This is a genomic window from Microbacterium sp. BE35, from assembly GCF_031457705.1.
In the GTDB taxonomy this organism is placed as follows: domain Bacteria; phylum Actinomycetota; class Actinomycetes; order Actinomycetales; family Microbacteriaceae; genus Microbacterium; species Microbacterium trichothecenolyticum.
Genome location: NZ_JAVDXD010000004.1, coordinates 326,233 through 350,053 on the forward strand (window position 1 = coordinate 326,233; position 23,821 = coordinate 350,053).

Annotated in this window: 21 protein-coding genes; 9 read left to right on the forward strand and 12 right to left on the reverse strand. The window is 70.2% G+C overall.

What is annotated here, in order from left to right; genetic code table 11:
• Positions 1–11: 11 nt before the first annotated feature.
• Genes J2Y46_RS15395 through J2Y46_RS15405 form a run of 3 tightly spaced genes read right to left on the reverse strand, consistent with a single transcriptional unit; the run spans position 12 to position 5,983 of the window.
• Entirely contained in the window at positions 12–503 is a 492-nt protein-coding gene (locus J2Y46_RS15395) for a peptide deformylase (protein ID WP_310243414.1), read from the reverse strand.
• Between the two features lie 8 nt (positions 504–511).
• The gene (locus tag J2Y46_RS15400) at positions 512–2,524 is read right to left on the reverse strand and encodes an AAA family ATPase (RefSeq protein ID WP_310243416.1); all 2,013 of its coding nucleotides are present in this window, start codon (positions 2,522–2,524) and stop codon (positions 512–514) included.
• Between the two features lie 51 nt (positions 2,525–2,575).
• Positions 2,576–5,983, reverse strand: a complete 3,408-nt coding sequence (locus J2Y46_RS15405) for a pyruvate carboxylase (protein ID WP_310243418.1) — start codon at positions 5,981–5,983, stop codon at positions 2,576–2,578.
• An 87-nt stretch (positions 5,984–6,070) separates the two neighbouring features.
• On the opposite strand from J2Y46_RS15405, the gene J2Y46_RS15410 reads away from it, so the two are divergent.
• Both J2Y46_RS15410 and J2Y46_RS15415 read left to right on the forward strand, forming a co-directional pair.
• On the forward strand, positions 6,071–6,880 hold the full coding sequence (locus J2Y46_RS15410; protein WP_045299002.1) for a ParA family protein: 810 nt from the start codon (positions 6,071–6,073) through the stop codon (positions 6,878–6,880).
• A 133-nt stretch (positions 6,881–7,013) separates the two neighbouring features.
• Positions 7,014–8,228, forward strand: coding sequence for an aminotransferase class I/II-fold pyridoxal phosphate-dependent enzyme (locus J2Y46_RS15415; protein ID WP_310243420.1), 1,215 nt, complete (start codon positions 7,014–7,016; stop codon positions 8,226–8,228).
• 24 nt (positions 8,229–8,252) lie between these two features.
• On the opposite strand, the gene J2Y46_RS15420 is transcribed toward J2Y46_RS15415, so the two are convergent.
• From J2Y46_RS15420 to J2Y46_RS15430, 3 genes are all read right to left on the reverse strand, one after another.
• Positions 8,253–8,795, reverse strand: a complete 543-nt coding sequence (locus J2Y46_RS15420) for a MerR family transcriptional regulator (protein WP_045299006.1) — start codon at positions 8,793–8,795, stop codon at positions 8,253–8,255.
• A 159-nt stretch (positions 8,796–8,954) separates the two neighbouring features.
• Positions 8,955–9,647 carry a MerR family transcriptional regulator gene (locus J2Y46_RS15425; RefSeq protein WP_045299008.1) on the reverse strand — a complete coding sequence of 231 codons (693 nt, stop codon included), beginning with the start codon at positions 9,645–9,647 and terminating at the stop codon, positions 8,955–8,957.
• Positions 9,647–10,150, reverse strand: a complete 504-nt coding sequence (locus J2Y46_RS15430) for an FHA domain-containing protein (RefSeq protein WP_045299011.1) — start codon at positions 10,148–10,150, stop codon at positions 9,647–9,649. Before J2Y46_RS15430 ends, J2Y46_RS15425 begins: the two co-directional genes overlap by 1 nt.
• Before the next feature lie 166 nt (positions 10,151–10,316).
• Here J2Y46_RS15430 and J2Y46_RS15435 point away from each other — a divergent pair, with 166 nt between their 5' ends.
• Entirely contained in the window at positions 10,317–10,667 is a 351-nt protein-coding gene (locus tag J2Y46_RS15435; RefSeq protein WP_045299014.1) for a hypothetical protein, read from the forward strand.
• A 42-nt stretch (positions 10,668–10,709) separates the two neighbouring features.
• Here J2Y46_RS15435 and J2Y46_RS15440 read toward each other — a convergent pair whose 3' ends face one another.
• Entirely contained in the window at positions 10,710–11,111 is a 402-nt protein-coding gene (locus J2Y46_RS15440) for a hypothetical protein (protein WP_045299016.1), read from the reverse strand.
• A gap of 106 nt (positions 11,112–11,217) precedes the next feature.
• On the opposite strand from J2Y46_RS15440, the gene J2Y46_RS15445 reads away from it, so the two are divergent.
• Both J2Y46_RS15445 and lpdA read left to right on the forward strand, forming a co-directional pair.
• Positions 11,218–11,898 carry a copper resistance protein CopC gene (locus tag J2Y46_RS15445; RefSeq protein WP_045299018.1) on the forward strand — a complete coding sequence of 227 codons (681 nt, stop codon included), beginning with the start codon at positions 11,218–11,220 and terminating at the stop codon, positions 11,896–11,898.
• A 10-nt stretch (positions 11,899–11,908) separates the two neighbouring features.
• Positions 11,909–13,306, forward strand: a complete 1,398-nt coding sequence (gene lpdA / locus J2Y46_RS15450; protein WP_045299020.1) for a dihydrolipoyl dehydrogenase — start codon at positions 11,909–11,911, stop codon at positions 13,304–13,306.
• Between the two features lie 54 nt (positions 13,307–13,360).
• Here the strand turns inward: lpdA and J2Y46_RS15455 are convergent, their stop codons facing one another.
• Positions 13,361–14,008: a CYTH domain-containing protein gene (locus J2Y46_RS15455; RefSeq protein ID WP_045299022.1), complete on the reverse strand. Its 648-nt coding sequence runs from the start codon at positions 14,006–14,008 to the stop codon at positions 13,361–13,363.
• Positions 13,998–14,225, reverse strand: coding sequence for a hypothetical protein (locus tag J2Y46_RS15460; protein WP_045299024.1), 228 nt, complete (start codon positions 14,223–14,225; stop codon positions 13,998–14,000). Before J2Y46_RS15460 ends, J2Y46_RS15455 begins: the two co-directional genes overlap by 11 nt.
• 66 nt (positions 14,226–14,291) lie before the next feature.
• Between J2Y46_RS15460 and glgP the strand changes: the two genes are divergently transcribed.
• Positions 14,292–16,844 carry an alpha-glucan family phosphorylase gene (gene glgP, locus J2Y46_RS15465; protein WP_310243425.1) on the forward strand — a complete coding sequence of 851 codons (2,553 nt, stop codon included), beginning with the start codon at positions 14,292–14,294 and terminating at the stop codon, positions 16,842–16,844.
• Positions 16,845–17,002: 158 nt separating this feature from the next.
• Here the strand turns inward: glgP and J2Y46_RS15470 are convergent, their stop codons facing one another.
• Positions 17,003–17,836 carry a type IV toxin-antitoxin system AbiEi family antitoxin domain-containing protein gene (locus tag J2Y46_RS15470; RefSeq protein WP_310243427.1) on the reverse strand — a complete coding sequence of 278 codons (834 nt, stop codon included), beginning with the start codon at positions 17,834–17,836 and terminating at the stop codon, positions 17,003–17,005.
• 355 nt (positions 17,837–18,191) lie between these two features.
• On the opposite strand from J2Y46_RS15470, the gene J2Y46_RS15475 reads away from it, so the two are divergent.
• From J2Y46_RS15475 to J2Y46_RS15485, 3 genes are all read left to right on the forward strand, one after another.
• Positions 18,192–20,711: a rhamnogalacturonan lyase gene (locus J2Y46_RS15475; RefSeq protein ID WP_310243429.1), complete on the forward strand. Its 2,520-nt coding sequence runs from the start codon at positions 18,192–18,194 to the stop codon at positions 20,709–20,711.
• Positions 20,712–20,785: 74 nt separating this feature from the next.
• Complete coding sequence (locus tag J2Y46_RS15480; protein WP_310243431.1) at positions 20,786–21,517, forward strand: glutamine amidotransferase; 732 nt, start codon at positions 20,786–20,788, stop codon at positions 21,515–21,517.
• A gap of 76 nt (positions 21,518–21,593) precedes the next feature.
• Entirely contained in the window at positions 21,594–21,974 is a 381-nt protein-coding gene (locus tag J2Y46_RS15485; protein ID WP_045299035.1) for a hypothetical protein, read from the forward strand.
• A gap of 20 nt (positions 21,975–21,994) precedes the next feature.
• Here J2Y46_RS15485 and J2Y46_RS15490 read toward each other — a convergent pair whose 3' ends face one another.
• Both J2Y46_RS15490 and J2Y46_RS15495 read right to left on the reverse strand, forming a co-directional pair.
• Positions 21,995–22,762: an NAD(P)H-hydrate epimerase gene (locus J2Y46_RS15490; protein ID WP_310243433.1), complete on the reverse strand. Its 768-nt coding sequence runs from the start codon at positions 22,760–22,762 to the stop codon at positions 21,995–21,997.
• The gene (locus J2Y46_RS15495; RefSeq protein WP_310243435.1) at positions 22,759–23,781 is read right to left on the reverse strand and encodes a YihY/virulence factor BrkB family protein; all 1,023 of its coding nucleotides are present in this window, start codon (positions 23,779–23,781) and stop codon (positions 22,759–22,761) included. The genes J2Y46_RS15490 and J2Y46_RS15495 overlap by 4 nt, the downstream gene beginning before the upstream one ends.
• Positions 23,782–23,821 lie beyond the last annotated feature (40 nt).

Genomic DNA, 23,821 nt, shown 5'->3' on the forward strand with positions numbered 1-23,821 from the left:
GAATCGAGGGCTCAGAACCAGTCGGACTCGCGGATCTCGCGCATCGCGACGCGGCGCCGCTCCTTCGTGAGCCGATCGAGATAGAGCGTGCCATCGAGGTGATCGGTCTCGTGCTGCAGCGCCTGTGCGAGAAGACCTTCCCCCTCGAGCACGATCTCGTTGCCGTCGAGGTCGATGCCGACCACCTTGGCCCTCGGATACCGGACCGTGTCGTGCCAGAGTCCCGGCACCGACAGACAGCCCTCGCCGATCGCCTCGGGCTCGCCCGACACCTCGACCAGCACCGGGTTCAGCACGTAGCCGATGTCACCGTCGATGTTGTAGCTGAAGGCGCGCAGCCCGACGCCGATCTGCGGCGCGGCCACGCCCGCGCGGCCGGGCAGCTCGACGGTGTCGACGAGGTCGCGGACGAGGGCGCGCACGCCGTCGTCGATCTCGCCGATGGGGGCGCTGGCGGACTTCAGGACGGGGTCGCCGAACACACGGATGGGACGGACTGCCATCGGATGCCTCAGGCCGCCGACGCGAGCGAACGGAGGCCCTCGACCACGGTCGCGGCGAGCTGACGTGCGGCCTCGCGCGTCGCAGGCTGCAGCTCGCGGAACACGATGGCGCTGCCGGCCGCGATGTGCGGGTCGTACGGCACGCGCACGACTGCGCGCACGCGGGTGCGGAAGTGCGATTCCAGTTCATCGAGCTGAACCAGCGGATGGCCCGGCCGCGCGTTGTTGAGCACGACGACGGCGCTGCGCACCTTGTCGGAGTAGCCGTTGGTCTCGAGCCAGGTGAGCGTCTCGGAGGCGAGCCGGGCCTCGTCGACGCTCAGTCCGGCCACGATCACGATCTGGTCGGCGAGGTCGAGCGTTGCCCCCATAACGGAGTGGACGATGCCGGTTCCCGTGTCGGTGAGCACGACCGAGTAGTAGTGGGCCGCGAGGGCGGCGACATTCCGGTAGTCGGCGTCGTTGAACGCCTCCGACACGCGCGGGTCGGTGTCGGACGCGACGACGTCGAGGCGTGTCTCGTCGCGCGCGACGATGCTCGACAGGTCGTTGAAGCCGACGACCTCAGGGCTCATGCGCACGAGATCGCGCACGGTCTTGCCGCCGTCGCGGGTGATCCGCTCGGCGAGCGTGCCACGGTCAGGGTTGGCGTCGATGGCGATCACGCGGTCGTCGCGGGCGTCGGCCAGCGCCTGGCCCAGCAGGGTGGTCACGGTCGTCTTGCCGACGCCGCCCTTGCGCGACAGCACCGGAACGAACCGGGCGCCGCCGGTGAGGGGGGTCGCGATGCGGCGGTCGAGGTCCTTGCGGGCCTTCGCGCGCTTGCTGTCGCCGAGGTTGATGCGCTTGCCGGAGATCGAGTAGACGAAGTGCTGCCAGGCGCCCTCGGGCTCGGGGCGGATCACCTGGTGCGGGTCGAGCAGGCGGTCGGCGGTGAGCAGGTCGGCGGTCTCGCGGCCCGCCTCGAACTCGCCGAGGCGCTTCGAGGTCAGGGCGACGTCGGCGCGCGGGAAGCCGGCACGCTCGACCGCCGTGCGCTCGACGACCGGCTGGGCGCCGGTGTGGTTGGCCTCACGGCGGGTGGCGGGCGTCTGGCCGGTCGCGGTCTTCGCTGCGGCGGCAGCGGCCGGGACCGATGGCCGGGCGGGGGCCGCCGGGGGCGCTCCCGGCGCCGGAGTCGCGGCTGCCTTGTCGTCGTCGGCCGGGGTCTTGGCGCTCATGGGCTCCTCCGCGGTGTCGTCGGCCCTGCTGACATCGTCTCCGGTTGCGGCGTTCTCCGCCAGGGCGGCCTCGACGCCGTCATCGGCGAGCTCGAGGTCGAACTCGGCCGGATCAAACTCCCCGTCGAAGTCGGCGACCTCGAAGTCGGCGGCGTCGAAGTCGGCGATCGTGAACTCTTCGACGGCCGGCTCCGCCGCCACAGGTTCGGCCTCGGGCTCTTCGGCGACGGCCTCGGGCTCTTCGGCGACGACCTCGGGCTCTTCGGCGACAAGCACCTCGGAGATCGGCTCTTCGGCGAGCGGCTCGAGGTCCTCGGCGACGGCGGTCGGCTCCTCGGCTACGGGCTCAGCCTCGACCACCGGGTCCGGCTCGGCCTCGTCGACCACATCGGCGTCCTCGGCGTAGATCTCGGCCTCGAACACCTCGACGATCTCCGCGTCGGCGATGTCTTCGACAAGCGGCGCCGGGGCGAAGCCGTCGCCCTCGACGGTCCACTCCTCGAGGTCGGCCGGGTTCTCGACGATCTCGGCCTCGGTCGTCGTGGTCGGGAACTCCTCGACCGGAGCGGCCTCGATGACCGGAAGATCGGCGTCGGCCGGGATCTCGATCACGAAGGGGACCTCGTCGTCGATGACGCCGTCGTCCTCACGGTCGTCGTCGGATTCGGACGGCAGCTCGACGTTCACCTGCGCCGTCGCACCGCCCAGGATGCCGAGACCGGTCGTGTCCATGCTTCCGGTGTCGGACAGCACGCCGTTCTCGGGCTCGTCGGGCGTGTGTTCGATGCGATCGGGCGTCACTGCGGAGCTCTCCTGAAAAGACGGCGTTTCGGGCGGATGCCGCCCTCCAGGTTACTGCGCCGGACGGATGACGACCAAAAGGTCGCCGGCGTCGACCTGCGCGGTCTCGGCGATCACGAGGCGCTCGACGACGCCGTCGACGGGTGCGGTGATCGCCGCCTCCATCTTCATGGCCTCGATCGACGCGACGGGCTGGCCGGCCGTGACGGCGTCGCCGGCCTTCGCCTTGAGGGTGACGACGCCTGAGAATGGAGCTGCGACCTGGCCCGGCTTCGAGGTGTCGGCCCTCTCGGCCTGGCGCGCCTCGACCTTGATGCTGCGGTCGCGGACGAACACGGGTCGCAGCTGGCCGTTGAGCGTCGTCATCACGGTGCGCATGCCCTTGGGGTCGGCTTCGCCGATCGCCTCGAGACCGACGTACAGCTGCACGCCAGGGTCGATCTCGGCGATGTGCTCCTCGCCCGGCTTCAATCCGTAGAGATAGTCGGGGGTGCCGAGCGCCGTCAGGTCGCCGTATGTCTCGCGGTTCTTCTCGAAGTCGCGCGCGGGCCCGGGGAAGAGCAGACGGTTGAGCGTGCGGCGGCGCGTCGCGGCGTCGCCGGCAAGGCCCTCCTGCTCCTCCGCGGTGAGCGGCGGGACGTCGATCGAGATCGTGCGGCCCGCGAGCACCTTCGTGCGGAAGGGCTCGGGCCAGCCACCCGGCAGGTCACCGAGTTCGCCCGCCATGAAGCCCACCACCGAGTCGGGGATGTCGTAGTTCTGCGGGTTCTCCTCGAAGTCGGCGGGATCGGCGCGCACCGCCACGAGCGCGAGGGCGAGGTCGCCCACGACCTTCGACGACGGCGTCACCTTGGGGATGCGGCCCAGGATGCGGTCGGCGGCGGCGTACATGTCCTCGATGAGCTCGAAGTCGTCGGCGAGGCCCAGGGCGATCGCCTGCTGGCGCAGGTTCGACAGCTGCCCGCCGGGGATCTCGTGGTGGTAGACGCGGCCGGTCGGCGACGCGAGGCCGGACTCGAACGGACGGTACAGGTGGCGTACGCCTTCCCAGTACGGCTCGAGGTCGCTGACCGCCTGCAGGCTGAGGCCGGTGTCGCGGTCCGTGTGGGCGAGCGCGGCGACCAGCGCAGACAGCGACGGCTGGCTCGTGGTCCCCGACATCGGGGCGGCTGCAGCATCCACCGCGTCCACTCCCGCGGCACTCGCCGCGAGCAGGGTCGCGAGCTGGCCGCCCGCGGTGTCGTGCGTGTGCAGGTGCACCGGGAGATCGAAATTCTCGCGCAGCGCGGTGACCAGCTTGGCTGCGGCCGCCGGACGCACGAGGCCCGCCATGTCCTTGATGGCGAGGATGTGCGCGCCCGACTCGACGATCTGCTCCGCGAGGCGCAGGTAGTAGTCGAGCGTGTACAGCTTCTCGGCCGGGTCGAGCAGGTCGGACGTGTAGCAGAGCGCCACCTCGGCGATCGCGGTGCCCGTGGAGCGCACGGAGTCGATCGCCGGACGCATCTGCGACACGTCGTTCAGGGCGTCGAAGATGCGGAAGATGTCGACCCCGGTGGTGGCGGCTTCGCGCACGAAGGCGTCCGTGACCTGGACGGGGCGCGGCGTGTAGCCCACGGTGTTGCGGCCGCGCAGGAGCATCTGGATCGGGATGTTCGGCATCGCCGTGCGCAGCGCCTCGAGGCGCTCCCACGGGTCCTCGGCCAGGAAGCGCAGCGCGACGTCGTAGGTCGCACCGCCCCATGCCTCGACCGACAGCAGCTGCGGCGTCATGCGCGCGACGTGGGGGCCCACGCGGACGAGGTCGCGTGTGCGCACACGGGTGGCGAGCAGCGACTGGTGCGCGTCGCGGAACGTCGTCTCGGTGACGGCGAGACCGGTCTGCTCGCGCAGCGCCCGGGCGAAGCCCTCGGGTCCGAGCTCGCGCAGGCGGTCCAGCGTGCCGGCGGGGGGCGGTACCGAGAGGTCGATGGCAGGCAGCTTGCTGCCCGGCGACACCGAGACGGGCTTCTCGCCGTACGGGCGGTTCACGGTGACGTCGCCGAGCCAGTTGAGGAGCTTCGTCGCACGGTCGCGCGACGGGTTGCTCGTGAGCAGCTCGGGCCGCTCGTCGATGAAGGACGTGCTGACGTCGCCCGCGACGAAGGCGGGGTCGTCGAGCACCGCCCGCAGGAAGGGGATGTTCGTGGAGACGCCGCGGATGCGGAACTCGGCCAGGGCGCGGCGGGCGCGCGCGACGGCGGCCGGGAAGTCGCGGCCGCGGCACGTCAGCTTCGCGAGCATCGAGTCGAAGTGCGGGCTGATCTGGGAGCCCGCCGCGGTCGTGCCGCCGTCGAGACGGATGCCGGCGCCACCCGGCGAACGGTAGGTCGTGATGCGGCCGGTGTCGGGGCGGAAGCCCTGCGACGGGTCCTCCGTCGTGATGCGGCATTGCAGCGCCGCACCGCGCAGCTGGATGCGATCCTGCGTCAGCCCGAGGTCGGCGATCGTCTGCCCTGCGGCGATGCGCATCTGCGACTGCACGAGATCGACGTCCGTCACCTCCTCGGTCACGGTGTGCTCGACCTGGATGCGCGGGTTCATCTCGATGAAGACGACCTCGCCGGTGCGCGGGCCGGCGGTCTCCAGGAGGAACTCGACGGTGCCGGCGTTCTCGTAGCCGATGGACCGCGCGAAGGCGACCGCGTAGCCGTGGAGTGCGTCGCGGATGGCGGGGTCGAGGTTCGGCGCCGGAGCGATCTCGATCACCTTCTGGTGACGACGCTGCACCGAGCAGTCACGCTCGAACAGGTGCACGGTCTCGCCCGTCTTGTCGGCGAGGATCTGCACCTCGACGTGACGGGGCCGCTGCACCGCCTGCTCGAGGAAGACACGGGCGTCGCCGAAGGCGCTGCCCGCCTCGCGCATGGCCTCGGCCAGCGCGGGCGCGAGCTCCTCCTTGCGCTCGACCCGGCGCATCCCTCGGCCGCCGCCGCCTGCGACGGCCTTCACGAAGATCGGGAACCCGATGTCGTCGGCCTGGGCGAGCAGCGCGTCGACGTCGTCGGACGCGTCGGTGGAGCGCAGCACCGGCACGCCCGCGGCGATCGCGTGCTGCTTCGCGGTGACCTTGTTTCCCGCCATCTCGAGCACGTTGGAGGGCGGTCCGATGAAGGCGATGCCGTTCGCGGCCGCCTTCTCAGCGAGCTCGGGATTCTCGGAGAGGAAGCCATAGCCGGGGTAGATGGCGTCGGCACCGGCTGCGAGTGCGACGCGCACGATCTCGTCGACATCGAGGTAGGCGCGGACCGGGTGGCCCTTCTCACCGATCTCGTACGACTCGTCCGCCTTCTGGCGGTGCAGGGAGCCGCGGTCCTCGAACGGGAACACCGCGACAGTGCGCGCCCCCAGCTCGTACGCGGCGCGGAATGCCCGGATGGCGATCTCGCCTCGGTTCGCGACCAGGATCTTGCGGAACATGAGACCTCCGTGTGCGGCGGCGCAGGCAGGGCCCGAAAAAACGGGCTGAGTGTGCTCTCAGCCTAGGGGACGGTAACGTGGTGGCTTGTGCACGTCCTATCCGTCAGCTCGCTCAAGGGTGGCGTCGGCAAGACGACCGTGACTCTCGGACTCGCGTCGGCGGCTTTCGCCCGCGGTGTCCGCACGCTCGTCGTCGACCTCGACCCGCAGTCCGACGTCTCGACGGGCATGGACATCCAGGTGGCCGGCCGCCTGAATGTCGCAGATGTCCTCGCCAACCCCAAGGAGAAGACGGTCCGTCAGGCCATCACCTCCAGCGGCTGGGCGAAGGTGCACCCGGGCACCATCGACGTCATGATCGGCAGCCCGTCGGCCATCAACTTCGACGGCCCCCACCCGAGCGTCCGGGACGTCTGGAAGCTCGAAGAGGCGCTCGCGACGATCGAGGCGGACTACGATCTCGTACTCGTCGACTGCGCGCCGTCGCTCAACGCCCTCACCCGCACCGCGTGGGCGGCCTCCGACCGCGTCGTCGTCGTGACCGAGCCGGGACTGTTCTCGGTCGCCGCCGCCGACCGCGCCCTGCGTGCGATCGAAGAGATCCGCCGCGGGCTCTCCCCCCGCCTGCAGCCGCTGGGGATCGTCGTCAATCGCGTGCGCCCGCAGTCGATCGAGCACCAGTTCCGCATCAAGGAGCTCCGCGACATGTTCGGCCCGCTCGTGCTGAGCCCGCAGCTGCCCGAGCGCACCTCGCTCCAGCAGGCACAGGGCGCCGCGAAGCCGCTGCACATCTGGCCCGGCGACTCTGCCCAGGAGCTCGCCGCCGATTTCGACTCCCTGCTCGACCGCGTCATGCGGACGGGTCGCATCCCGGTCCCCGAGGACTCCCGCTCCTGATCCGACGGATGCTGCGGGCCCCGGCATCCGTGACGGTGAACACTTTGCTCACCGCATGAGCACATTGCGCTAAATCTGCACGTGCGGGTGAGCTCGATTTGCCATTCGTCGCGATTTCACTGACCATATCGCCATGGCATCGATGACGCTGCACCCTGACAGCCTTGCCGTGCACGCCGGTCGCGACGATCTCGCGAGCCTGGGCGTGCACGCTCTCCCCCTCGACCTCTCGTCCACCAATCCGCTGCCCGGCATCGAACTCGGAGGCATGTCGTACGAGGTCCTCGCGACCGGCGGCCACCCGTTCGAAGGCGGGTCGAACGTCTACGCGCGACTGTGGAACCCGACGGTCGCGCGATTCGAGGAGGCTCTCGCACGTCTCGAGCACGCCGAGGAGGCGGTGGCGTTCTCGTCGGGTATGGCCGCAGTGACCGCCGTGCTGCTGGCCCTCACGCACGAGTCCGAGAAGCGCCACGTCGTGGCCGTGCGTCCACTGTACGGCGGCACGGACCACCTGCTGGCGTCGGGTCTGCTCGGCGTCGAGACCACCTTCTGCTCCCCCGACGGTGTCACCGACGCAGTACGCGACGACACCGCGCTCGTCGTGCTCGAGAGCCCGGCCAACCCGACGCTCGAGCTCGTCGACATCCGCCGGGTGACGGCGGCGGCCGGCGTGGTCCCGGTGCTCGTCGACAACACCTTCGCGACACCCGTTCTGCAGCACCCGCTCGACCTCGGCGCGTCCCTCTCGCTGCACAGTGCGACGAAGTACCTCGGCGGCCACGGCGACGTCGTGGGCGGCGTCGTCGCGTGCGACGCGCGACTCGCGGCGGCGCTGCGGCGCACCCGCGCCATCACCGGCGCGATCATGCATCCGCTCGCGGCGTACCTGCTGCACCGCGGCCTGGCGACCCTCCCGGTGCGCATGCGCGCCCAGCAGGAGGGCGCGCGGGTCGTCGCGGAGTGGCTGCTCTCACGCCCCGAAGTCGCGCGTGTGCATTTCCCCGGGTTCTCCGACAGCGACCCCCGAGGCCTCATCGGCACTCAGCAGTCGGGTCCGGGCGCGATGATCGCGATCGAACTCGCCGACGGTTTCGACGCCGCGGCGACGCTGACGGCATCCGTCCAGCTCTTCACGCACGCCGTGTCGCTCGGCAGTGTCGACTCGCTCATCCAGCATCCTGCGGCGCTCACCCACCGGCCCGTCGCCGCCGAGGCGAAGCCCTCGGACGCGCTCGTGCGCCTCTCGATCGGCCTGGAGGATCCGGCCGACCTCATCGCTGACCTCGATCAGGCCCTCACCGCGGCGGCGGGCGTGCGGGAACGGATGGGGACCGCGCTGGGCTGACCCCGACGAAGCGGGCGGCGCGCCTTACGCGGTGCGGGCGGCGCGACGCACCGCGAGTTCGTCCATCGGGTCGGGCTTCTCGAACTCGAACTCGAGGAGCTCCGACTCGACCTCGCGCAGCACCTTGCCGACCGCGATGCCGAAGACGCCCTGGCCGCGGCTGACGAGATCGATGACCTCGTCGTTGGACGTGCACAGATAGACCGATGCCCCGTCGCTCATGAGCGTCGTGCCTGCCAGGTCGCGGATGCCGGCAGCACGGAGCTGGTCGACGGCAGTGCGGATCTGCTGCAGCGAGATGCCGGTGTCCAGAAGGCGCTTGACCAGCTTCAGCACGAGGATGTCGCGGAAGCCGTACAGCCGCTGCGAGCCGGACCCGCTGGCACCGCGCACCGTCGGCTGGACGAGTTCGGTGCGGGCCCAGTAGTCGAGCTGGCGGTAGGTGATTCCGGCCGCCTTCGCCGCGGCCGCGCCGCGATACCCGACCTCGTCATCCATCGCGGGAAGACCGTCCGTGAAGAGGAGTTCTGCACTGAACGGCTCGCCTGGAGCAACGTCTCCGGTCATGCTCGTTCCCCCCTCCGGATCGAATAGTTCCACGCTAGATCAGCCGCCCCCTCGCGGCAACGACATCCGTCGTTCGGGGGTCGGCGTGTCGCGCACTTCGCGCGTTTCGAGCCGCGATCTCGCTCGACGACCGGTCGGAGAGGTGCGACCTGCCGCACCTCAGGACAGCATGCGGTCGAGCGCCGCCCGCACGAAGATGGCCCGCACGTCGTCGAGGCGCCGGGTCAGTTCGGGCGCCAGCTCGCCGGCGCGGCCGCGGGACGAGGCATCCGTGCGGCGCAGCAGGGGTGCGAGAGCCGACTCGACGAGCGCGACATCGCGTTCTGCGCTCTGCCGGAGGGCTCGGACGTGGCGCGGCTCGATGCCGTGCCGGTCCAGCGCGACCAGTGCGCGCAGCAGGGTCACCGACTGCTCGGTGTACGACTCGGCGCCCGCGAGGATGCCGGTGCTGATGGCGTCGTTGAGCAGCTGCGGCGCGGCGCCGGCGGCCGACAGCAGCTCCTCACGGCGGTAGCGGCGCGGCGCCGGCACGATCGACGGCGGCGGCACGGCGGTCGGTGTCGCGGGATCGCGGCCGGCGTCGACGTCTTCGAGGTAATCGCGGATGACCGACAGCGGCAGGTAGTGGTCGCGCTGCAGGGTGAGCGCGAGGCGCAGGCGCTCGAGGTCGTCCTGCGAGAACTTGCGGTAGCCCGACTCGGTGCGCAGCGGGGTGACGATCCCCTGGACCTCGAGGAAGCGCAGCTTGCTGGAGGTCAGTGACGGGAACTCGGGCGACAGACGCGCGAGGACCTGACCGATGCTGAGAAGACCCGCGGACGACGCCCTGTCACGGGCGGAAGCCGCGGGCATCAGGCCTCCGTCGCCCTGGCGAGGTCAGCCGGTGAGACGAAGAAGTTGAGGCGGAACTTGCCGATGCGAACCTCGGCACCGTTGGTGAGCACGGCCCTGTCGACCCGCTCGCCGTTCACGTAGGTGCCGTTCAGCGAACGCTGATCGACGAGCTCGAAGGCGGTGCCGGTGCGGCTGATCTCCGCGTGGCGGCGCGAGACGGTGACGTCGTCGAAGAAGATGTCGGCCTCGGGATGCCGCCCCACGGACGTGACGTCGGCATCGAGCAGGTAGCGGGCGCCGGCGGTGGGCCCCGAGCGGACCAGCAGCAGAGCGGCACCGGACGGGAGGGCGTCGATCGCGTCGAGCTCGGCCTCGCCGAGCTCGCTGCCGAAGGGCACGAACGACAGGTCGGAGTCGTGGCCGAACGTCTGCGTCGTGTCGGCGGCGCGGTCGGAATCGTGCGCGTCGGACCCTGCGGCCCGGCGGATGTCGCCCTGATCGGGTCGGCGGTCGTGCTCCACGGTTTCCTCCTTCGTCCGGCCAGCCTATCCGATCGTCCCCGGCTCGGAAGAGGACGTCGGCCGTTGCCGCAATGTTTCGCCGCGTGTCACCCGACGTGCGAGCCGCAGGGCGGCCCTTCTACCCTGGCAGCACCGGCAAAGATCCGTTAACCAGAAGGAGACCACCGTGTCGAGCCCGCACAGCCACGTCCCGCCCCTCGAGGTGCGTGAGGCTGCGGCGTGCATGTGCGACCACGGTGACACCTGCTCGTCCTACGCCCCCGGTCACGCGCTGCACCTGATCCAGGCGCGCCTCGCTTCGGCGACGCCGTCGGACTGGGCGGACGCGATCGTCGAGGCCTCCGATGAGCGCTCCGGCTTCGTGATCGTTCGCACGCTCGCCGACTGGACCCCGGTCGCTCTCTGGAACGGCACGGGCGCTGCCGCGGCCGCGACGCCCGGCACGCCGGTCGCGCTCCACGAGCGCTACCACGTGCTCGCCGTCGGCGGCGCGCGGTTCAACGTCCTCCGCGGCTGAGTCGCACGGCCCGCACCGCGGCCGAAGAGGAAGCGACGAGCCTCAGCTCATCGCCATCATCATGTCCTTCATGGCCATGCAGGCGTCCATGCACGCCTTGCACGCCTGAGCGCACATCTTGCAGACCTCGCTGTGGTCCGCGTGCTCCATGCACTCGTCCATCGTCAGCTGGCACATCGCCATGCAGGCGTCGAGCATCGACATCATGGTCGCCGGGTTCATGCCCTGCATCCGCATCATGGCGCGCATCATCGTGTTGCACATGTCGGCGCAGTTCATGCACGCGGGGGCGCACGACATCATCTGCGTGGAGCACACCGTGCATGCCTGCTCGCAGGCCGAGCAGGCATCCATACAGGCCTGCATGACCGACATGTCCATGGCCTGCATGCCGGGCATCGACATCATGTCCTTCGACATGGCGCCCATCATCATCTGATCCATCTGCCGCATCCTTCCGCGTGTGGGGACGACGGGCAGGGGGCCCGCCATTGGCCAGGCTAGACCTCGCGGGGTCCGCAGCAAAGAGCCGGATAGGCTCGATCGGGTGATGTCACAAACTCTTCACAAGCCGCTTCCAGCCCGGGTCTGGGCATTCCTCGCCGCACTGCTCCTCGCCTTCGGCGTCGTCCTCGCGACAGCATCTCCCGCCCTGGCGCATGACGAGCTTCTGGGCAGCGACCCGGCGGCCGACAGCACGCTCGACGCGCTCCCCGCGCAGCTGACGCTCACCTTCAGCGCCGAGATCGCCGACGATGACGGCGCCTCGGTCGTGGAGGTGACGGATTCCTCGGGCTCGTCGCTCGTCGATGGCGCACCGACCGTGCAGGACAACGTGCTGACGCAGCCGCTCGCGGGCGAGGCATCCGGTGCCGTCAGGGTGCTGTGGAAGGTCGTCTCGAGCGACGGGCACCCCATCTCGGGCGAGTTCTCCTTCACCGTCACGGGCGCGCCGACGCCCACCGAGACGGCGAGCCCGACGCCGACCGCGACCACGGCGCCGACCGAGTCCGCCGAGCCCACGCCGACGGTCACGAGCGAGCCCGTGGCGGACGAGGGATCGAGCGCCCTCCCGTGGATCATCGCGGGCGTGCTGGCGCTCGCGCTGATCGCCGCGGTCGTCTACCTGCTCGTCTCGCGCTCCCGCCGCGAGAAGGCCCTCGCGAGCGGCGGCGCCGGTCCTGCCGGCGGTGCCTCGCAGCCCGACTCCGCGCCCCCCGCCGACCGATAGGCTTGAGACCATGCCTCATTACGACGTCGCCATCCTCGGCGCGGGGCCCGGCGGCTACGTCGCAGCCGTCCGCGCTTCGCAGCTCGGCCTCAAGGTCGCCATCATCGAAGAGAAGTACTGGGGCGGTGTGTGCCTCAACGTCGGCTGCATCCCCTCGAAGGCTCTGCTCAAGAACGCCGACCTCGCGCACCAGTTCCACCACAAGGCCGACCTGTTCGGCATCTCGGGCGACGTGCACTTCGACTTCGGAGTCGCGTGGGACCGCAGCCGCAAGGTGGCTGACACCCACGTCAAGGGCATCCACTACCTGATGAAGAAGAACAAGGTCGACGAGTACGAGGGTCGGGGCTCGTTCACGGGCCCGAACGCGATCCGCGTGACCAAGGCCGACGGCTCCACCGAGGACGTCTCGTTCGACAACGCCATCATCTCGACCGGCTCGAAGGTGCGCCTGCTTCCGGGCGTGCAGATCGGCGGCAACGTCGTGACGTACGAGGAGCAGATCCTCGCCCGCGACCTGCCGCAGTCGATCGTCATCGTCGGCGCCGGCGCCATCGGCATGGAGTTCGCCTTCGTGATGGTGAACTACGGCGTCAAGGTCACGATCATCGAGTTCCTCGATCGTGCCCTTCCGAACGAGGACGCGGACGTCTCGAAGGAGATCGCGCGCCAGTACAAGAACTACGGCGTCGACATCCTCACCTCGACCAAGGTCGAGACCGTCACCGACCAGGGTGACAAGGTCACCGTGACCTACACCGCCAAGGACGGCACCCAGGGCTCGATCGACGCCGACAAGGTCATGATGTCGATCGGCTTCGCCGCCAACGTCGAGGGCTTCGGTCTCGAGAACACCGGCGTGAAGCTCACCGACCGCGGCGCGATCGACATCGACGACCACATGCGCACCAACGTGCCGCACATCTACGCGATCGGCGACGTCACCGCGAAGCTGCAGCTCGCGCACGTGGCCGAGGCGCAGGGCGTCGTCGCCGCCGAGACCATCGGCAAGGCCGAGACCATGACGCTCGGCGACTACCGCATGATGCCGCGCGCGACGTTCTGCTCGCCGCAGGTGGCCTCGTTCGGCCTCACCGAGCAGCAGGCCCGCGACGCCGGCTACGACGTCAAGGTCGCGAAGTTCCCGTTCTCGGCGAACGGCAAGGCGAACGGCCTGGGCGAGCCCATCGGCTTCGTCAAGCTCATCGCCGACGGCGAGCACCTCGAGCTCCTCGGCGGCCACCTCATCGGCCCGGACGTCTCGGAGCTCCTGCCCGAGCTCACCCTCGCGCAGAAGTGGGACCTCACCGCTCTCGAGGCGGCGCGCAACGTCCACACGCACCCGACGCTGTCGGAGGCCGTGCAGGAGGCCTTCCACGGCCTCGCCGGCCACATGATCAACCTCTGATCAGCTGACGCGGAACGCCCCGGACCATCTGGAAGGTCCGGGGCGTTCTCGTGTTCAGGCGCCGAGGGTGCGGGCGAGTTTGGAATCGGATGCCGCGACCCGGCCGCCTGCGGCATGCACCGCGGCTTCGGCAGCCGAGAGCAGCGCAGCCCGCTCGTCCGCAGCCTCGGGTGCGGCCGGTCCGAGCTCGAACTCCCACTCGCGCCAGGACCGGTCAGCGCCGGAGCGCTCGTCGGTGGCTGTCACGTGGTCGTCGACGAACTCCGCCACGAGGCCGCCGTGCTCGTCCTCGAGCGCGTAGGCGGTGCGGCTGTTGCGGATGCGCGCGATCGGCGCGAAGTCCGACGCGCTCGCGATCTTCGAGACCGCGTCGGCGACAGCATCCGGGATCTCATCCACCGGGCCGATCGGCCAGTGCAGCTCGACCCGACCGCCGTCGGCGCCCCGCGGGCCCTTGATGTGCCAGCCCTCGTCGGGCCCGCCGGTGCGGTGGCGCACCGCGTAGCCGGCATGCGCGAGCGCGAGGTCGTCGCTGTCGAGGTAGGTGGCGTCGAGCTGCCGCGACTCGGGAGCGGCGACGATCGCCACGCCGGGAAGCGCCGACCAGTCGGGCAGCGGCGTCGACTCGTCGACGTCGAACTTCAGCTCGATCTCGACGCTGTGCGACGCTCCGGCCGCGTCGGGAGTGCGGTCAGTCGTCACGACCGTCGGGGTTGGGGTCGATGTCTTCGGTCGCCTCGACGTACACGAAGCGGGTCTCGGTGGGCCCGTCCTGGTCGCCCGTGTGGGTCTCGTCGCCTTCGCGGCGGTAGACCAGCTGCCCCTCGCCGTAGGGGACGATGTACGAGTCGGAGACGGTCGGGTCGAGCGGAATGATCTGTCCGTCGAGGGGTCCGCCGTGCAGTCGTGCGATTGCCATAGCGCCAGCGTAGACCCAACGACTTCCGTGCAAGCGCTTCCAGCTTTTGCCTCTAGAATCGCGAGCGTGAAGGCCATCCGAACGTTCACCGTCCGTCCCGTCCTCGCCGAATCCCTCGCACCGCTCGACCGCCTCGCCTCGAACTGGCGCTGGTCGTGGAGTCGCGCGACGCACGCGCTGTTCGCCTCGATGGATCCCGCCCTGTGGGGCGAGATCGGCGCGAACCCGGCACGGATGCTCGGTGCCCTGGGCCAGGAGCGACTCGACGAGCTCGCCCGCGACGACGAGTTCGTCGCCCGCGTGCGCGAGGAGGACGAGCGCCTCACCGCCTACCTCGACGGCGACCGCTGGTTCCAGCAGCTCGAGGGCGACAAGCCCGTGCACATCGCGTACTTCTCCCCCGAGTTCGGCGTCGACGGCTCGCTGCCGCAGTACTCCGGTGGCCTCGGCATCCTCGCCGGCGACCACCTCAAGAGCGCGTCCGACCTGGGCGTTCCGCTCACCGGCGTCGGCCTCTTCTACCGTGCCGGTTACTTCCGCCAGTCGATCGGCGACGACGGCTGGCAGCGCGAGAGCTACCCGCTGCTCGACCCGTACGGCCTCGGTCTGACGCTCCTCCGCAACCGCGAGGGTGCCCCCGTCGAGATCGCACTCGACCTGCCGGGCGACCGCCGCCTGCACGCCCGCGTCTGGGTGGCCGACATCGGCCGCATCCCGCTGCTGCTGCTCGACTCCGAGACGCCGTCGAACACCGACGAGATGCGCCGCGTCACCGACCGCCTCTACGGCGGCGGTGGCGAGCACCGCCTGCTGCAGGAGCTGCTCCTCGGCGTCGGCGGCGTGCGTGCGGTGCGCGCGTGGTCGGAGCTGAACGGCCGCCCCACCCCGGACGTCTACCACACCAACGAAGGCCACGCCGGGTTCCAGGGACTCGAGCGCATGTCGGAGCTCATCACGAACAACGGCCTCAGCTTCGACGAAGCCCTCGCGCAGGTGCGCGCGGGCACGGTCTTCACCACCCACACACCGGTGCCCGCGGGCATCGACCGCTTCCCCCGAGACCTCATCGCCGACTTCCTCTCGAGCGGCCTGTTCCAGGGCCTCGACGCCGGCCGCGCGATCTCGCTCGGCCTCGAGACATGGGAAGGGGGCGACCAGGGCGTCTTCAACATGGCCGTCCTCGGCCTGCACCTCGGCCAGCACGCCAACGGCGTCTCGGTGCTGCACGGCGAGGTCAGCCGCGGCATGTTCGGCATGCTGTGGCCGGGCGTCGACACCGACGAGGTGCCGATCACCTCGATCACCAACGGCGTGCACGCTCCGACCTGGGTGCACCCGGCCCTCAAGGCCGTGAGCGAGCGCGCGTGGGGCGACGCGCACACCGACACGCACGACTGGACCGACCGCGCCGTCGTGACGGACGCCGAGCTGTGGGGCGTGCGCCAGCAGATGAAGGGCGAGCTCGTGGCGGAGGCGCGGCGGCGGGTCGCAGCATCCGTGTCCAACGGCCACACCCCTTCCTGGGTGGAGGACCTGCTCGATCCGGAGGTGCTCACCATCGGTTTCGCGCGCCGCGTGCCGACGTACAAGCGCCTGACGCTCATGCTGCGCGACCCCGAGCGCCTCACCCGCCTGCTCACCGACCCCGAGCGCCCGGTTCAGATCGTGATCGGCGGCAAGTCGCACCCGGCCGACGACTCGGGCAAGATCCTGATCCAGCAGCTCGTGCGCTTCAGCCGCGACCCGAAGGTGCGCGGGCGCATCGTGTTCCTGCCCGACTACGACATCACGCTCGCGAAGGACCTCTACCCCGGCTGCGACGTGTGGCTCAACAACCCGCTGCGCCCGCTCGAGGCATGCGGCACGAGCGGCATGAAGGCCGCGCTCAACGGCGCGCTGAACCTCTCGATCCTCGACGGGTGGTGGGACGAGTGGTACGACGGCGAGAACGGCTGGGCGATCCCCACGGCCGACACCGCGTCGAACGACGAGGAGCGCGACGACGCCGAGGCAGCCGCCCTCTACGACCTCATCGAGCACCAGCTCGTGCCGCGCTTCTACGAGCGCGAGGGCGGAATACCGCTGCGCTGGCTCGAGATGGTGCGCCACACCATGACCGAGCTCGGCAAGAAGGCCACGAGCGACCGCATGGTGCGCGACTACGTCCAGCGCCTGTACGTGCCGGCGGCGGCGCACGACGTCGCGCTTCGCGCGAACGAGTTCTTCGAGGCGCGCACGGTGGCCGCGTTCGTCAGCCGCGTCCGCGAGGCGTGGGGGCGCGTGTCGATCGCGAGCGTCGACAGCTCGGGCATCCCAGCGCAGGCGCAGGCCGGCGACACCCTCGAGGTGCGCGCCGACGTCCGCCTCGACGGCCTCTCGCCCGACGACGTCGCAGTCGAGCTGCTGTACGGCGCCACGAACGAGGACGACGCGCTGGCGCGCGACCACTCGGTGTACCGCCTCTCCCCCGGCGCGTCCGCGGCGGACGGCGCGACCGTGTTCAGCGGCACCCTTCCGCTCGGCGTGACCGGCACCTTCGGCTACACCGTCCGCGTGCGCCCCGCTCACCCGCAGCTCGTGTCGCCGGTGGAGCTCGGCCTCGTCACCTACGCCTCGTAGGGCTTCGCACATGCCTCGGCCCGGCGCACCGCGCCGGGCCGAGGCATTCGTCGTTCCTGGTGTTGTGGCACGCACAGAATCGGAGGCTCTGGCCGACACGCCAGGGAACGGATGCTGCCACCCGGCGTGTCGGCGACAACATCCGATTCTGTGCGCACTCAGGCGAGGTGCAGCCCGCGGTCGACGAGGCCGAGGATGGCGAGTTCGACGGTATCCCAGTCGTGGACGACCAGGGCGTAGTCGAAGCGGAGGGTGACGAAGCCCCACGCCGCTGCGTTCGCATCGCGCACGAGGTCCTTGTGTCTGTGCGACTCGCTGTCATGGTTGGGCGCGCCGTCGACCTCGACGATCAGGCGCTCGCCGATCACGAAGTCCACCCGGCCGACCGAGGTGATCGACTGCTGTGTCCGCACCCGGAGCCCGCGACGCCGAAGCCGCCACCGCAGCAACGACTCGAGCCCGCTGTCGGCATCGCTGCGAGCGAAGGTGATCGCCTCCCTCGCGTCGGCGTTCGTGCCCCGCCGCAGCCAGTCGAGGTCGGTGTTCGACAGCGTGCGCCGCCGCAGAGCCGACTCCAGTGCCACGAAGAACGCCTCGAGCCCTTGGCACCGCAGGATCTGCCGCAGGACGACCCGAACCGACGGCACACCGAACGCACCGCGCGTCACGTCGTCCTGGTCGCTCCAGTGCACGACGCAGGAGCAGTCCGGGTGCGAATAGGCACGCCCGTGGGCGCGAAGTCCGACGTGCAACCCGCCACCGTGCTCCGCGACCCAGAGCCCGAGGTGTTGTGCCGCGCTCACGCAGACGACCCAGCCGCCGTGCGCCGCCGCGGTCTTGATGTCCGCACACACGCCGCGGCGCTCGTACACACCCCGCCGGGCCGAGATCAGTGAGCCATCGGCGAGCGCTGCGGCGATCTTCGACCTCGAGAGCCCCGATGCCCTCAGTTCTCGATACGTCGTGACGGCGGGCGGAGAGGCGGTGCACATCCGGCCAGACTCGCGGCCGCGGCATCCGCCCCCCTTCCCCTGGGCCGGATTGTGGGCAGCCGGCGCGCGCGAGCCGGCTGGGGAGGAAGCTCCCAGGCCCAGGGGGTCGCCGGGAATACACAGAATCGGAGGCCCTGGCCGACACGACAGGGAACGGATGCTGCCACCCGGCGCGTCGCGCTCGGCCTCCGATTCTGTGCTCAGGACCCTGCACATTAAATCGTTCCAATGTGCGCGGGAGGGCGGTTGACCCGCAGGTGGTCGCTGACTAGGGTCGTGCGGGAAAACGTATTCCTACTTTTACCCACATGGGCCCGTCCCCAGCGGGCCGCAACCTCGGGAGAGCGATTCGACGATGAATCTCCGCAGCACCTCTGTCCGCGCGCTCGTGGCCGGCTCGGCCGCGTGCGCCCTCACGCTCGGACTGGCGCAACCCGCGCTGGCCCAGCAGGCCCCACCCGCCGGCGCACAGCTCGAAGCCCTCGACCGCGGCCTCGTCGCCGTCTCGACGGGCGAGGGTGTATTCCTCAGCTGGCGCCTGCTCGGGACCGAGGCCGGTCCCGCGACCGAGACCGGCGTGAGCGGCCCGTCGTTCGCGGTGTTCCGCGACGGCGAGCGCATCGCCACGGTCGAAGACAGCACGAACTACGCCGACGAGGGCGGGTCCGCAGCATCCGTCTACACGGTCGCTCCCGCATGGAACGACGTGACCGGCGAGCAGTCCGCGCCCGTGTCGGTGTGGGGCGACGGGTTCTACGACCTGCCGCTGCAGAAGCCGGCCGATGGCGTCACCCCCGCCGGCGAGGCGTTCACGTACTCGGCGAACGACGCGTCTGTGGCCGACGTCGACGGCGACGGCGCGTACGAGTTCGTCGTGAAGTGGGATCCCTCGAACTCGAAGGACGTGTCGCAGAAGGGCTATACGGGCACCGTCTACGTCGACACGTACGAGCTGGACGGCACACTGCTGAACCGCATCGACCTGGGTGTGAACATTCGCGCCGGAGCCCACTACACCCAGTTCATGGTCTACGACTTCGACGGCGACGGCCGCGCCGAGACGATGCTGAAGACGGCACCCGGGACGAAGTCCATCCGCTACAACGCCGACGGCTCGGTCGCTTCGGAGTCGTTCGTCACGATGCTCGCCGACGACATCGCCGCGGGCTACTCGCACGACGACGACTACCGCATGAGCGCCGCCGACTACCGCCAGCACCTCATCGAGGTGTTCGAGGGCTGGTCGGAGCACCCCGAGGTCGTGGCGGGCCACTGGCCGGCGACCCTCGAGGAGGCGTTCGGCATCCCAGTGACGCACGAGTACCCGCTGTCGACCGCGTCGGCGACCGAGCTCGTCGACTACTTCATCAGCACCTACGCACCGGGCCGCAGCGCGCGCAACGACCTCACGACGTTCGAGGGATTCATCGTCGACGGCCCGGAGTACCTGACGGTCTTCGACTCGGCCACCGGCGAGGAGCTCGAGACCGTGCGCTACGAGCCCGGCCGCGACGACGACGGCCTGCTGTGGGGCGACTACGCGATGGCCCGTATCGAGCCGGGCAACCGCGTCGACCGCTTCCTCGCCGGAGTCGCGTACCTCGACGGCACGCACCCCTCCGCGGTCTTCGCCCGCGGCTACTACACGCGCACGACCATCCACGCGTACGACTGGGACGGCCAGCACCTGACCACGCGGTGGGCGGTCGACAGCGGGCATGTCCCGATGACGAACCCGTTCAACGACGGCCCCCATGGCCGCGACGGCACCGATCCGGTGTACGGCTCGATCACGACGCAGGGCTTCCACTCGCTGAGCGCCGCGGACGTCGACGGCGACGGCAAGCACGAGATCGTCTACGGCTCCGCCACGATCGACGACGATGGCGGGCTGCTGTACAGCTCGTTCGATGTGCTGCCCACCGGCAGCGCGGCGCCCGGAGAGAACGTGCGGCTCGGCCACGGCGACGCGATGCACGTCACCGACATCGACCCGAACCGTCCCGGTCTCGAGATCTGGACGGCGCACGAGGGCGCCACCTTCGCCCCCTACGGCTCCGCGATGCGCGATGCCGCGACCGGAGAGGTGCTCTTCGGCGCGTACTCGGGCCGCGACACGGGCCGCAGCATGATCGGCGACGTGCGCGCCGATGTGCCGGGACTCGAGGTGTGGGCGAGCATGCCCAACGGCACCGAGGGCTCGGGCCTGCTGAGTGCGGCGAACGCGCCGCTCGCGGCATCCACTCCCGGCACCAATCAGTCGATCCGCTGGGCGGGCGACATGACGACGCAGATCGTCGACGGCGCCCTCGAGGTCACGCCGACCATCAAGGACTGGACGCGCGGCACCGTGCTCACCGCCACCGGCACCCGCACGAACAACGGCACCAAGGGCAACCCGTCGCTCGTGGCCGACGTGTTCGGCGACTGGCGCGAGGAGCTGCTCGTGCGCACCGTCGACTCGAGTGCGCTGCGCATCTACACCAGCACCGAGGTGACGACGCACAAGCTGCCGACGCTCATGCACGACGTGCAGTACCGCGCTGAGGTGGCCCGCCAGAACACCACCTACAACCAGCCGTCGTACACGAGCTACTACTTCGCCAGCGACATGGACTTCGCGAACGTGCCCGTGCTCACGACCGCGGCGACGCCCGGCGCGCCGAAGTTCACCGACCCGAAGGGTTCGAACTCCGACCACGTCGTCGTCACGCCCGACAAGTCGTTCGACTACTACGTCAACGGCGCGAAGGCCGAGAAGCCGCTGGTCAAGGTGCCCGCCGGCTCGAAGGTGCAGGTCACTGCGGTCCCGAAGGCCGGCTTCGCCCTGGCCTCGGGTGCGGTCTCGACCTGGACGCACCAGTTCACCAAGTGAGGATGACGGATGCCCCGGCCCGGCGCACTGCGCGCCGGGCCGGGGCATCCGTGTTCCCGCCGTAGGCTGGTGCGGTGAAGCCGTTCGTCCTCCTCGCGACCCGTGCCGAGGACGTGCCGGCCGACGAGGAGTACGCGCTCTTCCTGCGATACACGGGCCTCTCGCCAGACGAGCTCATCCGGGTGCGGCTCGAGGCCGAGGCGATGCCGCGGTTCGAGCTCGATGCGCTGTCGGGCATCTTCGTGGGCGGTGGGCCGTTCAACGCATCCGACCCGCTCGAGAAGAAGTCGCCGACGCAGCGCCGGGTCGAGCAGGAGTTCGGCATCCTCCTCGACGAGGTCGTCGCGCGCGACTTCCCGTTCCTCGGCGCCTGCTACGGCGTCGGCACGCTCGGCGCGCACCAGGGCGCGGTGATCGATCGCACCTACTCCGAGCCGATCAGCGTCGTGCCCGTGACGATGACCGGGGCCGGGGCATCCGATCCCCTGCTCGCGGGGATCCCTGCGACCTTCGGCGCCTTCGTCGGACACAAGGAGGCGATCACTCAGCTGCCCGCGTCGGCGACGCTGCTGGCGTCGTCGCCGACGTGCCCGGTGCAGATGTTCCGCGTGGGCGAGAACGTGTACGCGACGCAGTTCCACCCCGAGCTCGACGTCGAGGGCATCACCACGCGCATCCACGCGTACGCCGGCTACGGCTACTTCGCCGCCGACGAGCTCGAGCTCACGCTCGCGGCCGTGCGCCGCGCGGACGTCTCGCACCCCAGCCGCATGCTGCGCACCTTCGTCGAGCGCTACGCCCGCTGAGCCTCTTCGCACAGCGGTGGTGCGGTGGTACGCTCCCGGCACCGGCTGCCTCCGCCTGGGGAGATCGAGGTGCGTCATGGGCTCGAAGAAGCTGCTCATCACGGGTGCCGTGATCGCCGTCGTCGCAGCGGCCGCGATCATCGTGCCGAGCGTCGCGTCGGGCGTTCCGCTCGCTCGGGTGCTGCCCGCAACGAGCATCGTCGCGCCGGATGACTCACCGGGCGCGCCCGGCAACGGGAAGGCGTGGGGTCACCACAAGGACGACCCCGCGTTCCCGGGCGACGACGGCAACGCCTGGGGGCATCACAAGGATTCGCCTGACTTTCCGGGGAACAAGGGCGACGGGGACGACCAGCAAGACGGCCCGGGCAACGGGAAGGGCAGGGCCTGGGGCCACCACAAGGATGACCCCGGCTTCCCCGGCAACAGCGGCGAGGACGAGCCGAGCGACGAGTAGTCGGGGCGCGCACGCTGCGCTCAGTCGGTCGGTACCGTCACGATTCGCCAGACGGATGCCTCGCCCACCGGCTCGACCGATTCCAGTGCAGGGCCGAGACCGATGTCGACAAGGACGATGTCGCCGGCGAGTTCGGGGCCGCGACCGGTGACGAGTCCCACCTTCACCGCACCGAACGTGACGGTGACGGATGCTGCGAGCACGGCGTCGTCGGCGACGCCGGTGTCGGGGTGCAGACCGCTGGGGATGTCGACGGCGATGACCCGCGGCATCCGTCCCCCTCGCCGGAGGTCGTCGCGGATCGCCGTGACCGCACCGCGGGCTCTGCCGCGCAGGGCCGGATCGCTCGCGGCGCCGATCCCGAGGATGCCATCGACCACGAGGGCGTAGTGGCGCACGACGTCGTCGACCTCAGGGAGGTCGACGCGGCGGACTCCGGCGGCGACCGCGGTGGCGAGGGCGGTGACGTGGAACCGCTCCGAGACGAGGAGCGCGTCGACATCGGCGATGCGGGAGAGGTGCGCGGCGGCGTAGAGGGCGTCGCCGCCGTTGTCGCCGGAGCCCACGAGCACCAGCACGCGTGGTCGCAGCGCCACCGGAGTCTCCCGGATCACGGGTTCGAGCACGCCGGTCAACGTGACGACGGTCTCGGGCATCGCGAGTTCGGCGCGCACGACGTCGGCGAGAGCCGCGGCGGCGCGGTGCATGAGCGGGACTCCGCGGTCCAGCAGGGGGCGTTCCGCCGCACGCACCTGGTCGGCGGTGAAGGTGGGAACGCGCTCGCTCATGTCGCCTGGCGTTCTCGCGCGGCGAGCTTCTCGCGCTCGACGTCGGCGCGCGCGTGCTCGAGCTCTTCGGTGGTCACGCGCACAGCATCCTCCGCTTGACGCACACGTCGCAAGGCGAACGTCGGGGATCCGAACCGCTCGCGGACGCGGTCGACCCGCTGACGTTCACTCACGATGATCCAGGTCGACGCGAGGAGTATGACCTGCGCCGAGAGGTTCAGCCACAGCAGCAGCGCGATGAGCGAGGCGAACGAGGCGAGCAGCGGGTTCGACCCCGCACCGGCGACGAAGAGGGACGAGAGCTGCTGCAGCACCGTGAGCCCTACAGCGCCGATGAGCGCGCCAGACCACAGCGAGCCGGGGCGGGCTTTGATCCCGCTGAGCGACACGAACGCGACGGCGACGATCGCCACGTCGAGGAGGAACACGACGACGATCGAGACGGAGCGGGTGGCGAAGTCGGCGACTCCGGTGTGACCGATGCCGAGCCAGTCGAGCACCGCGCCGACGAACGAGGTGCCGATGAACGTCGCACCGGCGGACAGCACGAAGCCGCCGCCGATGGCGATGGCGAGGAGGAGGTTGCGCAGGATCACCCAGATCCAGAAGACGTCGTCGTGCACCTTGTCGGCGAGCGTGCGCAGGGCGACGCGCAGCGAGCCGATGGCGCCGATCGCCGCGCCCACAAGGCCGACGAGCGCGATGATGCCGGTGATGGTGAGGCCTGCCGGTGCTTCGATCGTGGAGACGTCGATGATGCCGTCGTCTCCGGTTCCGAGCAGGCCGGGGATCGCAGCATCCACCGCATCGATCAACGATTGCCACGCCGCAGGGTTGTCGGCGAGCCATACGGAGGCGAACGAGAAGCCGAGCAGCACTCCCGCGAACACCGAGAACAGCGACCGGTACGTGATGCTGTCGGAGAGCATGGGACCGCGGCGTTCGAGGTAGTGGAACCAGACGCGCACGGGTCGGAGGGAGAGTGCCCAGGCCGTCAGCTTCGCGATCAGGTCCGCCATGGCACGACCCTATCGAGCACGCACGGACGAGCAGCCCAGG

Bases quoted from the DNA above. Each gene is read 5' to 3' on its own strand.
- J2Y46_RS15395 (WP_310243414.1), bottom strand. From the start codon at position 503: ATGGCAGTCCGTCCCATCCGTGTGTTCGGCGACCCCGTCCTGAAGTCC.
- J2Y46_RS15405 (WP_310243418.1), bottom strand. From the start codon at position 5,983: ATGTTCCGCAAGATCCTGGTCGCGAACCGAGGCGAGATCGCCATCCGG.
- J2Y46_RS15415 (WP_310243420.1), top strand. From the start codon at position 7,014: ATGGCATCGATGACGCTGCACCCTGACAGCCTTGCCGTGCACGCCGGT.
- J2Y46_RS15420 (WP_045299006.1), bottom strand. From the start codon at position 8,795: ATGACCGGAGACGTTGCTCCAGGCGAGCCGTTCAGTGCAGAACTCCTC.
- J2Y46_RS15425 (WP_045299008.1), bottom strand. From the start codon at position 9,647: ATGCCCGCGGCTTCCGCCCGTGACAGGGCGTCGTCCGCGGGTCTTCTC.
- J2Y46_RS15440 (WP_045299016.1), bottom strand. From the start codon at position 11,111: ATGGATCAGATGATGATGGGCGCCATGTCGAAGGACATGATGTCGATG.
- J2Y46_RS15445 (WP_045299018.1), top strand. From the start codon at position 11,218: ATGTCACAAACTCTTCACAAGCCGCTTCCAGCCCGGGTCTGGGCATTC.
- lpdA (WP_045299020.1), top strand. From the start codon at position 11,909: ATGCCTCATTACGACGTCGCCATCCTCGGCGCGGGGCCCGGCGGCTAC.
- J2Y46_RS15460 (WP_045299024.1), bottom strand. From the start codon at position 14,225: ATGGCAATCGCACGACTGCACGGCGGACCCCTCGACGGACAGATCATT.
- J2Y46_RS15470 (WP_310243427.1), bottom strand. From the start codon at position 17,836: ATGTGCACCGCCTCTCCGCCCGCCGTCACGACGTATCGAGAACTGAGG.
- J2Y46_RS15475 (WP_310243429.1), top strand. From the start codon at position 18,192: ATGAATCTCCGCAGCACCTCTGTCCGCGCGCTCGTGGCCGGCTCGGCC.
- J2Y46_RS15485 (WP_045299035.1), top strand. From the start codon at position 21,594: ATGGGCTCGAAGAAGCTGCTCATCACGGGTGCCGTGATCGCCGTCGTC.
- J2Y46_RS15490 (WP_310243433.1), bottom strand. From the start codon at position 22,762: ATGAGCGAGCGCGTTCCCACCTTCACCGCCGACCAGGTGCGTGCGGCG.
- J2Y46_RS15495 (WP_310243435.1), bottom strand. From the start codon at position 23,781: ATGGCGGACCTGATCGCGAAGCTGACGGCCTGGGCACTCTCCCTCCGA.